The organism is Pseudorhodoplanes sp., from assembly GCF_035565795.1.
Taxonomy (GTDB): domain Bacteria; phylum Pseudomonadota; class Alphaproteobacteria; order Rhizobiales; family Xanthobacteraceae; genus Pseudorhodoplanes.
The window spans coordinates 1-10,163 of sequence record NZ_DATMRV010000140.1; the positions used below are offsets into that span (position 1 = coordinate 1).

At 63.8% G+C, this 10,163-nt stretch carries 8 protein-coding genes; 3 read left to right on the forward strand and 5 right to left on the reverse strand.

Translation table 11 applies throughout. The annotated features are described in order from the left end of the window. Positions 1 to 31: 31 nt before the first annotated feature. The 3 genes from VNZ93_RS13185 to VNZ93_RS13195 all read left to right on the forward strand — a co-directional run bounded on the left by VNZ93_RS13185 (position 32) and on the right by VNZ93_RS13195 (position 3,675). Complete coding sequence (locus VNZ93_RS13185; protein WP_325705536.1) at positions 32 to 745, forward strand: alpha/beta hydrolase; 714 nt, start codon at positions 32 to 34, stop codon at positions 743 to 745. A 195-nt stretch (positions 746 to 940) separates the two neighbouring features. Continuing rightward, positions 941 to 3,280 carry a xanthine dehydrogenase family protein molybdopterin-binding subunit gene (locus VNZ93_RS13190; protein WP_325705539.1) on the forward strand — a complete coding sequence of 780 codons (2,340 nt, stop codon included), beginning with the start codon at positions 941 to 943 and terminating at the stop codon, positions 3,278 to 3,280. Then, positions 3,244 to 3,675: a hypothetical protein gene (locus VNZ93_RS13195; RefSeq protein ID WP_325705542.1), complete on the forward strand. Its 432-nt coding sequence runs from the start codon at positions 3,244 to 3,246 to the stop codon at positions 3,673 to 3,675. The genes VNZ93_RS13190 and VNZ93_RS13195 overlap by 37 nt, the downstream gene beginning before the upstream one ends. A 9-nt stretch (positions 3,676 to 3,684) precedes the next feature. Here the strand turns inward: VNZ93_RS13195 and VNZ93_RS13200 are convergent, their stop codons facing one another. From VNZ93_RS13200 to VNZ93_RS13220, 5 genes are all read right to left on the reverse strand, one after another. Continuing rightward, a complete protein-coding gene (locus tag VNZ93_RS13200) occupies positions 3,685 to 4,434 on the reverse strand; it encodes a hypothetical protein (RefSeq protein ID WP_325705545.1) in 750 nt (249 codons plus the stop codon). A gap of 261 nt (positions 4,435 to 4,695) precedes the next feature. Beyond that, positions 4,696 to 5,949, reverse strand: coding sequence for an alanine--glyoxylate aminotransferase family protein (locus tag VNZ93_RS13205; RefSeq protein WP_325705547.1), 1,254 nt, complete (start codon positions 5,947 to 5,949; stop codon positions 4,696 to 4,698). 101 nt (positions 5,950 to 6,050) lie between these two features. Beyond that, entirely contained in the window at positions 6,051 to 7,472 is a 1,422-nt protein-coding gene (gene hydA / locus VNZ93_RS13210) for a dihydropyrimidinase (protein ID WP_325705549.1), read from the reverse strand. A gap of 119 nt (positions 7,473 to 7,591) precedes the next feature. Next, on the reverse strand, positions 7,592 to 8,608 hold the full coding sequence (locus VNZ93_RS13215; RefSeq protein WP_325705551.1) for a lytic transglycosylase domain-containing protein: 1,017 nt from the start codon (positions 8,606 to 8,608) through the stop codon (positions 7,592 to 7,594). Between the two features lie 229 nt (positions 8,609 to 8,837). Next, positions 8,838 to 10,163: putative bifunctional diguanylate cyclase/phosphodiesterase (locus tag VNZ93_RS13220; RefSeq protein WP_325705553.1), on the reverse strand; the 1,326-nt coding region annotated here is incomplete at its 5' end.

The window sequence follows — 10,163 nt, forward strand, 5'->3', positions numbered from 1 at the left end:
TGAGCGGCAAGCGGGTAATTCAGGAGGACGCGTGGCTACGATTGTTGTTTCACATGGTGCGTGGTCGTCGGCATGGGCGTGGCAGAAGATGCGTCCGCTGCTGCGCGCCGCGGGGCACGACATCTTCACGCCGAGCTATACGGGGCTGGGCGAGCGCGCTCACCTTGCAACGCCCGACATCGATCTCGAGACGCATATCGCCGACATTCTCGGCGTGCTGCAATTCGAGGACCTGCGAGACGTCGTGCTGATCGGGCACAGCTATGGCGGCATGGTTGCGACCGGCGTCGCAGATCGCGCCGACGGTCGCGTCGCGAGACTGATCTATCTCGACGCCTTTGCCCCCAAGGACGGACAGAGCCTGTTTCAGCTCGTCGGCGTGGAGACTGAAGCGAAGATGCGCCAGGGCGCAGCCGAAAGCGGAGACGGATGGAAAGTGCCGTCCATGCCGATGCCGCCGGACACACCACCGGACTATGCCGCCTGGGCGGCGCCGCGACGATTGCAGCAGCCTATCAAGTGCTTCGAACAGACCCTCACGCTGTCCGGCCGGCCGCTGCCGCGGCGGAGCTACATCTACTGCAAGCGCATTCCGCCGCACGACATCTTCGGCCAGTTCGCCGCTCGCGCAAAGACCGAGGGCTGGGGCTATGCGGAGATGGACGCGAGCCACAATCCGCACATCACATGCCCGGAGGATTTGCGGGACGTGCTGCAGGAGATCATTCTCGATCGTAAGCGATAGCACCCCGTCATGGCCGGGCTTGACCCGGCCATCCACGTTTTTGCAGCGTCAAGAAAGGCGTGGATGCCCGCGACAGGCGCGGGCATGACCGGCGGCGGCATGAATGCCAGACATGCCGCAATGCAAGGCCGAGCGATGACTTGAGCGTACGAAGCGGGTAATAGAGGGCTGAATTCTCCCGCCGTCTGAGATCGCATGACCTACCGCTTCATTGGTAAATCGCTCCCCCGCACCGAAGACCTTCGCCTGGTGCGCGGCCTTGGCCGCTATACCGCCGATCTCGTCCCGCAGGGCGCGCTGCGCGTGTTCGTGCTGCGCTCGCCGCATGGCGCCGCCCGCATCGTGAGCATCGACACCACCGAGGCCGAGGCGATGCCGGGCGTGCGTCTCGTCCTGACCGGCGAGCACCCCGAGATGACGGCGCTCGGGACCATCCAGTCCAAGGTGAAGCGCCAGGCGCCGGATGGGAGCCCGAATTTCGAGCCGCCTTACCGCGTCCTGTCGCGCGAGCGCGCGCTTTATGTCGGCGATCCGGTCGCCGCCGTCTTTGCCGATACGCTGGATCAGGCCAAGGACGCGGCGGAAGCGATCGCCATCGAGTGGGAGCCGCTGGCGGCCGTCACCGATACCCGGCGCGCGGCGGACGCCGATGCAGCGCAACTGTGGCCGCAATCGCCGCGCAACGTCTGCTTCGTATTCGATGCGGGCAACCGCGAGGCTGTCGAGCAGGCGCTGGCGGGCGCCAAGCACAGGATCAGCGTCAGCTATCCGATCAATCGCATCACCGCCGTGACCATGGAGCCGCGCACGGCACTCGGCAGCTACGATCCGGTCGCGGAAGCCTATACGCTTTATTGCGGGCTGCAGAATCCGCATGCGGTTCGTGAAAGCCTCGCCAACGATATCTTTCGCATTTCCGGCAATCGCGTGCGCGTGGTGGCGCCCGATGTCGGCGGCGGATTTGGTCTGAAGGAAGCGGCGTTTCCGGAATACGTACTGACGCTGGTCGGCGCGAAGCTGACCGGCCGCCCGGTGCTCTGGGTCGGAGAACGTGGCGAAAGCTTCCTGTCCGACTTCCACGCGCGCGACAATTATTCGACCACGACGCTGGGCCTCGACGAGAAGGGCAATTTTCTCGCACTGAAGGTCGAGACTACCGCCAATATCGGCGCCTATATCTCGCCGATGGGGCTGCATGTCCCGACCAACAATCTTGGCGGGCTGGCCGGCGTCTATCGCACACCGCATATCCATTCGCGCGTGACCGGTGTGTTCTCCAACACGCCGCCGACCGCGCCGTATCGCGGGGCAGGGCGGCCCGAGGCGACCTATGCGATCGAGCGCGTGATCGATCTCGCCGCCAAGCAATGCGGCTTCGATCCGGTGGAACTGCGCCGTCGCAATCTGATCGCGCCGGATCAGATGCCATACAACACGAAGTTCGTCTTCACCTACGATTCCGGCGAATTCGAACGCAATATGGATGACGCGCTCGAACTGGCGGACTGGAAGGGCTTCGCCGAACGCAGGAAGGATGCGAAGAAACGCGGCAAGCTGCGCGGCATCGGCGTTGCGAATGCGATCGAGATTTCGGCCGGGCCCGCGCCGGCACCGAACCCCGAGAGCGCGGAGATCAAGTTCGATCAGACCGGCGGCGTGACTGTATCGATGGGCACGCATTCGCACGGGCAGGGGCACGAGATCACCTTCGCGCAGATCGTGGCCGACTTCCTTGGCCTCGAAATCGATGACGTGCGCGTGCGCTACGGCGATACCGATGTGGTCGAATTCGGCACCGGCACGTTCGGCAGCCGCTCGGTCATCACCGGATCGAACTCGCTGCGGATCTCCGCCGATCGCCTGATCGAGCGCGGCAAGAAGATCGCCGCCGTTCATTTCGAGGCGGATTCGGGCGATATCGTTTTCGAGGCGGGGCAATTCGCGATTGCGGGAACGGACCGACGCATCGGCATCAAGGATGTCGCCAGGCTGTCCTACACGATGCGCGATCCGAGCCTCGGCGGCACGTTCGGCTTTTCCGAAAAGACGATTGCCGCGCCGAAGGCCGCTACCTTCCCGAACGGCTGCCATGTCTACGAGGTCGAGATCGATCCCGATACCGGTGTCTGTACGTTGCTCAACTATGTCGTGGTCGACGATGTCGGCCGCGTGGTGAACCCGCTGCTGGTGAAGGGGCAGGTTCATGGCGGCGTCGTGCAGGGCGTCGGCCAGATCCTGTTCGAGGATATCCGTTACGACGAGGACGGGCAGCTTCTGACGGGTTCGTTCATGGATTATGCGATGCCGCGCGCGGCGCATTTCCCGTCCTTCGTCTGCAAGGCGAACGAGGTGCTCACGCCGATGAACCCGCTCGGGGTCAAGGGCGCGGGGGAGGCGGGGACCGTCGGCGCGCTGGCCGCCGTGATCAACGCGATCGTCGATGCGCTTTCGCCCTATGGCATCGAGCATATCGACATGCCCGCAACGCCGGAGCGGATATGGCGCACGATCCAGGACGCCACGGCCGCACGCTGAGGTCATCGCTGATCGCGCTGGGCCTCGGCGCAAGCCTCTGCGCCTGCGCGCAGGAGCCGAAACCCGTCATCACGACCGATCCGAACACGCCGCCGGCGAATTACAAGGCCGATATCCTCGCTTATCTGCGGACCTATCTGAACGATCCGAGCGGGGTGCGCGGCGCCTATATCGCAGAACCGGAATTGCGCAACGTGCCGGGCTCGTCGGCGCAGCGCTACATGGCCTGCCTGCGCTTCAATGCGAAGGATTCCACCGGCAAATACGAGGGCAGCCGCGACCGTATGGTCGCGTTCCTCTCGGGGCGTCTCGATACGATCATGCCCGCGCGCAAGGAGCAATGCGATCAGGCGAACTGGCAGCCGTTTCCCGAGCTTGAGAAGCTAAAACGGTAAGAGCGCGGCTCAGGCGAAGACCCGGATTGCCGTAAAGCCAGCGAACGCTCCGGCGAACATCAGCAACAGCGGCTCGACCCACCCCGATTGCAGGACGGCTTTCATCGTCTCGCCCATGGCGAAGACGCGTGAGTGCTCGGTCGCGTCGCTATCGATCATGCCGCTGCCATCGGTCACCGCCGAAGCGAGGTGAACCCGGGACGAAGGGGACGCGCGAGCCGGCTCCGCCGCGCGATCGATGTCGCTGATCTCGTTGCCGGAAACGAGTTGAGGTTCAGGCTCCAGCATCTCGCGCACGGTTTTGATGGTGAGCGGCACGATCATGGGGGCGCCGAGATTGTCCGCAGCGCTTGGCCATTCCTGTTCGGCGGATTGCGGCTGCACGGCCGCAGCCTGCTCCTGAGCAGGTGTTTCCTGCATCGGCTCCGCAGACGTGACTTGTGCATGTGCCGCGCGCGCAGGTGCTGTCTGTGCGACGGCAGGACGTGTGTACTTCCTGGGTTTCGCAATGCGCTTGCGAACCCGTTGCGGCGCTGGCGCCGTGACAACCGGTGCTGGAGCTGCTGCTGGTGTCGTGGTCGTCAGCGAGCCGAACCAGCGGCTGAACGGGTTGTCGCTGACGGGCGCTGCGTTCTGCTGAACGCCCTGAGCTCTTGCATCAGGCGCCGCGAACAGCACCGTGAGCGCGATGGCCAAAAGAGCCGTGCAGGTCAGTAACCCCGAGATACGTCGCGAAACTGCACGTCGATGCCCCTGCATGGACGTCCCTCCCCCAATCGATAGGCTGAGACGTTTTCACATGCGCGGATTGTCCATAGCGGGGCCATTTCGTGGAATTGTTGCCCCATGCCGGGCGGTAAGCGGGCGGCTTATCCGCAAGCACACGGTATCGTAGTCATGGAGCTGTAACAGGCCACCTTTAGACAGCCATGCGCCGGTCCGACATGGCTCGGCCCGCTTGTCAAAGCCCCTCAACGGCCCTGTCCACCACGTGGGGCCGGGCCGCTTTTTGAGGGGCTGCTAGGACGCTTTCGCTGTTTTTGCGGGCTGTTCGGCTGCGCGATAGACCGAGAGCGCGGCGCTGGTGCCGGAGCCGGCGCGGAAACCCGCCTGGCGCAGGCAAACTTCAAGAGCGGCAAGACAGGTCAACACGCTTTCCTTGCGGCACACGTAACCCATCGTGCCGATGCGCCAGATCCTGCCGTGCAGCGGCCCGAACGACGTGCCGATCTCGATGCCGAAATCGTTCAGCATCATCGCGCGGACGGCGTCGCCGTTCACACCCTCGGGAATATAGACGCCGGTCACGTTCGGCATTTTGTGGCGCTGATCGCCGAACAGCTTCAGTCCCATCTCGATCAGGCCGGCGGTGAGCGCGTTGCTCGCAAGCAGGTGCCGCTCGAAGCAGGCGTCGAGCCCTTCCGCCAGAACGATGCGTACGGCCTCGCGTGCGGCATAGAGCATCGATGTCGCCTCGGTGTGATGGTTGAGGCGCATCTCGCTCCAGTAATCCATCAGCATGCCGAGATCGAAATAGTTCGACTGGATCGCGGGGCCATCGCCGTCGACGAAATCCGCCGGGCGGATGCCGCCCTCGACATGGCGGCGGCGCTTCACCACCTCGACGATGCGTTCGTTGATGGTGATCGGCGAGGAGCCGGGAGGGCCGGACAGGCATTTCTGCAGACCGGACGAGGCCGCATCGATCTTCCAGTCGTCGATCGCGACATTCATGCCGCCGAGCGACGCGGTCGCGTCGGTGTAGAGCAATACGTCGTGCTTGCGGCAGATGTCGCCGAGCGCGTCCAGCGGCTGCGCCATGGTGGTCGAGGTGTCGCCATGCACCACCGCGAGCACGCGCGGCTTGTGCTGAACGATGGCCTTCTCGATCTCGTCGGGCGTGAAGACCGTGCCCCAGTCACGCTCGATGGTGACAACTTCGCCGCCGCAGCGTTTGGAGATTTCCGCAAGCAGAAAGCCGAACCGGCCGAAGGAAGGCACCAGCACCTTGTCGCCCGGCGAGATGATCGACACGAGGATCGCTTCCACGCCTGCGCGCGCGGTGCCGTCGATCAGAAGGGACCATTTGTTCCTGGTGCGATAGAGCTGACGCAGAAGCTCCATCATCTCGTTCATGTAGGCGGTGAAGGCGGGATCGAATTGTCCAAGCATCGGCATCGACATGGCGCGCAATACACGCGGGTCGACACCGACAGGGCCGGGACCCATGAGCAGACGCGGCGGAGGATTGAGATCGGAGAAGAGGGTGGTCATGCAATGTCTCTCATTTCGTCATGGCCGCGCTTGGCTCGCCATCCACTTCTTTTGAAAACCGTGGATGCCCGGCACCAGGCCGGGCATGACAGTGGAAAATGTTACGCTGCCGCGCCACGCGGCCTGGCCAGCTCCGACTTCGCGCGGGTCACGTAATCCCCTGCACCGAGCGTGCCCACAAGCTCTCCGTCCCGGACCACGAACTTGCCGCGCACCATGGTCGAGACCGGCCAGCCCTTCACCTTGATGCCTTCGTAGGGCGTATAATCCGAGCCGCCATGCATCAGCGACTGGGTGATCGTCTCTTCACGGTTCGGGTCCCAGATCGCGATGTCGGCATCGGCGCCGACCGCGATCGTGCCCTTCTTCGGATAGAGACCGTAAGTCTTGGCGTGATTGGTTGCGGTCAAAGCCACGAATTCGTTCAGCGAGATGCGGCCCTTGCCGACGCCTTCGGAGAACAGGATCGGCAGCCGCGTCTCCACGCCGGGAATGCCATTCGGCACCCACCGGAAGGAGGTGCGCCCTTTCGGCGTCAGCTTGCCTTTCGGATCGTCATAGCGGAAGGGGCAATGGTCCGATGAGAACAGCGAGAAGACGCCCTGCTGCAAGCCCTGCCAGCACGCCTTCTGGCTCGCCTCGTCGCGCGGCGGAGGCGAACAGACATACTTGGTCCCCTCCATGTTCAGGCCTTCCATGTCCTTGGCCGTCAGCACGAGATATTGCGGACAGGTCTCGCCATAGACTTTCAGACCGCGTTGCTGCGCCCGGCGAATTTCCTCCATCGCCTCGCCGTTCGAGACGTGGACAATCATGATCGGCACATCGACCAATTCGGCAAGCGAGATCGCGCGGTACGTCGCTTCGCGCTCGACCGGGATCGGCCGCGACGTGGCGTGGTGATGCGGCTCGGTCTTTCCCGCGCGTTCGAGGCGATCGGTCAGGAAGCGGATGGCGTCGTAATTCTCGGCATGGATCATGACGAGCGCGCCGGTGTCGCGCGCGACACTCATCACGTTCAGCATCTCGATGTCGGAGAGGGCGAGGCCCTCGTAAGTCATGAACACCTTGAACGAGGTGTAGCCGTCATGCACCAGCGCCGGCAGCTCCTGGCCGAGCACGGCGTCGGTCGCATCCGCGATGATGAGATGGAACGAGACGTCGATGTAGCACTGGCCGTCCGCCTTCTTGTGATAATCGGTCACGACCTCGCGCAGCGACTGGCCCTTCTGCTGCATGGCGAAGGGCAGCACCATGGTGTTGCCGCCGAACGCCGCCGAGCGCGTCGCCGAAGCGAAGTCGTCCGCCATCACGATGTCGGGGCCGGACGGCTGCGAGATGTGGACGTGGCTGTCGATGCCGCCTGGCAGGACCAGCTTGCCGGACGCATCGACGATTTCTTTCGCTGTGCCGAGATTGTTGCCCAGCGCCGCGATCCGGCCGCCGGTGATGCCGATGTCGCAGGAGAATGTATCGGAGGCGGTCGCGACCGTCCCGCCGCGGATGATGGTGTCGAAGGTCATCGCAAGATCCCAATTCGCCCCGTTCTAGAGCATGACGCCGAAAAGTGCGAAGCGCTTTTCGGACGACATCATGCTCCCGCGCGAGAGCCGGGCCGGGCTATGCGACTGGATCTGAGGGACTAGCGTCTGGCGGAGGAGCTCTCGGCGACCCTTGTCCTGCCACCTCTGGCGCCGCGATCGGTCGGCGCACGGTCGGCGATCTTGGCGGCCAGCCTCGGCTTCTCGGAAACCTTGGCGCTTGCCACCTTCTCCTTGCCGCCGAGCCCCTTGGCCAGCAGCTTGCCGCGCTTCGATTTCGCCGCAGCCAGCCGTGTCTTGGCCGCGGCTGCAGCCTTGGCGGCGGCGGCGCGGGCTGCGGCAATCACCCTGGCCACCGGCGGCTCGAGCTGGACGTCGATCCTGGCGGCTTCGGCGTCGCGGGACAGGTCGGCCACGCCCTCGCACGGTGCGCGAGACGGCAGGTTCACCGCGAGTTCGATCTGATTTTCCTCGATCCAGCGCTCCGGCGCGTGACCCGTGATGGTCTTGACGTAGTCGCGGGTCTCCTGCGGAAGCTTGCCGCGCCGTGCCAGCCAATCCATGACCCGGCGCGCGCCGCCGTTATAGGCGGCGGCAGCCAAGCCGAGATTGCCGAAATTGTTGAGATGCTCCCGGAGGAACGCTGCAGAATGCGGCAGCGACTCGAGCGGGTCGAACGGATTGCGCAGGCCGCGCTCGATTGCGACCGAAGGCATGAACTGCGCGACACCCTGCGCGCCGGCATGACTGATGATGCGCTGTTTGAACTTGCTTTCCTGCCAGATCAGCCGCGCAAAAAAGCCGGTCGGGATGCCGTGTGCCTGGGCAGCCGAAGCGATCGTCTGACAGAGCTCTTCGGTCGATACGTCGGGCGGCGGCGGCGGCGGGCCTTCGGGCTCACGCAATTCCGCCAGGTTGGCCTCAATGACGTCGTCCGGAACCGGGTTCAGCGCGACCTTGATCACGACAAAGTCGGCGAAGGTCTCATCGAAAACGTTATATCTGGTGACGACCGGTTCCACGCTGCTCCGCGAATTCGCGGCCGGAATCACCCCTGTCCCCATGTTCGACGTCGTGGCGACGAGTGCCGCGCCAATGATAGTGAGCGCAAGCTTCATGCGCGCAGAATCTCCCCCTGCTGGCACGCCAAATGCGCGGCGGTCAGCCGATTCAGATTGTCGTCTGAGGTTCCCCCTTGGGTGTCCCCCGTTGAAGTTTTCGTGATGCTGTCCAAAGCGGACAGTTTTGTGAAAATGCTGGGGCTTCGAAAAGGTCTTATCGCGGACGCGGAACCAACCGGCGCCAACGTTTTTGCCGCATTTTCGGCGTCTTCAGCGGGACCTGAAGTTAGCCGACTGCTGCCATCGGTTCCCGTGCAGGGCGCCCCGCCACATCGGCATATTCGGTGATCGGCTGCGGACGTCCGATCAGATAGCCCTGCATTTCGTCGCAACCTTCGCCGCGCAGCACCGCAAGCTGCGTCTGTGTTTCAACGCCTTCGGCTACGGTAGTGAGATTGAGACTGCGGCCAAGTCCGAGCACCGCGCGCACGATCGCACCGGACTGGGTATTGCGCTCGAGATTGCTGATGAAGGTCTGGTCGATCTTGATCTTGTCGAACGGGAAAGACTGCAGATAGGACAGCGACGAATAGCCGGTCCCGAAATCGTCCATCGCGATGCGTACGCCGAGCGTCTTGAGCCTGCGCAGGATCGACACCGCGCGCGAATAGTCATCCATCAGCGCGCCTTCGGTGATCTCGAGCACAAGCCGTTCCGGTGTGAGTCCGGTTTCCAGCAGTATCGAATGCACCATCGGGACGATGTCCGCCTGTCGCAACTGGATCGGGGACAGATTGATTGCGATTTGCAGCGGCTTGCGCCAGGATGCCGCCTCGCGGCAGGCCTCGCGCAGCACCCATTCGCCGATCTGGTCGATAAGGCCGCTTTCTTCCGCGAGTGGAACGAAAGTGCCCGGCGGGACGAAACCGCGGCGCAGATGATCCCAGCGCAGAAGCGCCTCGAAACCGATGATCTGCCCGGTGACGCGCGCTTGGGGCTGATAATAGAGCTGCAATTCATTGCGCGTGACCGCGAGGGCGAGATCTGCCTGCAGCGCGCGGCGGTCGTGCAGCACGCGATCCATGTCCGCCTCGAAGAAGCGGATTTCGCTCCGTCCTTCCGCCTTGGCGCGATAGAGCGCGGCGTCCGCGTTGCGCAGCAGCGCCACCATGTCGGCACCGTCATCCGGATAGATCGCGACGCCGACGCTCATGCCGATCTGGACTTTCCGCCCATCGCAATCGATGTCGCCGCTGACCGCATCGACAAACCGTTGCGCGAGGGCTGTCGCGGCCGCTTGGGTCGGGATGTCCGTGCAGATTGCCATGAATTCATCGCCGCCGAGACGCGCCATGAACGTATCGCCGGCAATCGCCTTCATCCTTGAAGCGATTTCCAGCAGCACCTTGTCACCGGCCGCGTGGCCATAGAGGTCGTTGACCTCCTTGAAGCGGTCGAGATCGAGGCACAGCAGCGCGAATTGTCCGTTCGCGGCTGCGGCACGCTCGACGGTATCGGCGAGCTTCATGTTCAGCGCCGCGCGATTTGCGAGGTCAGTCAGGGGATCGTGGTGCGCAAGATGGGCGATGCGCTTTTCGTAGCGCTTGCGCTC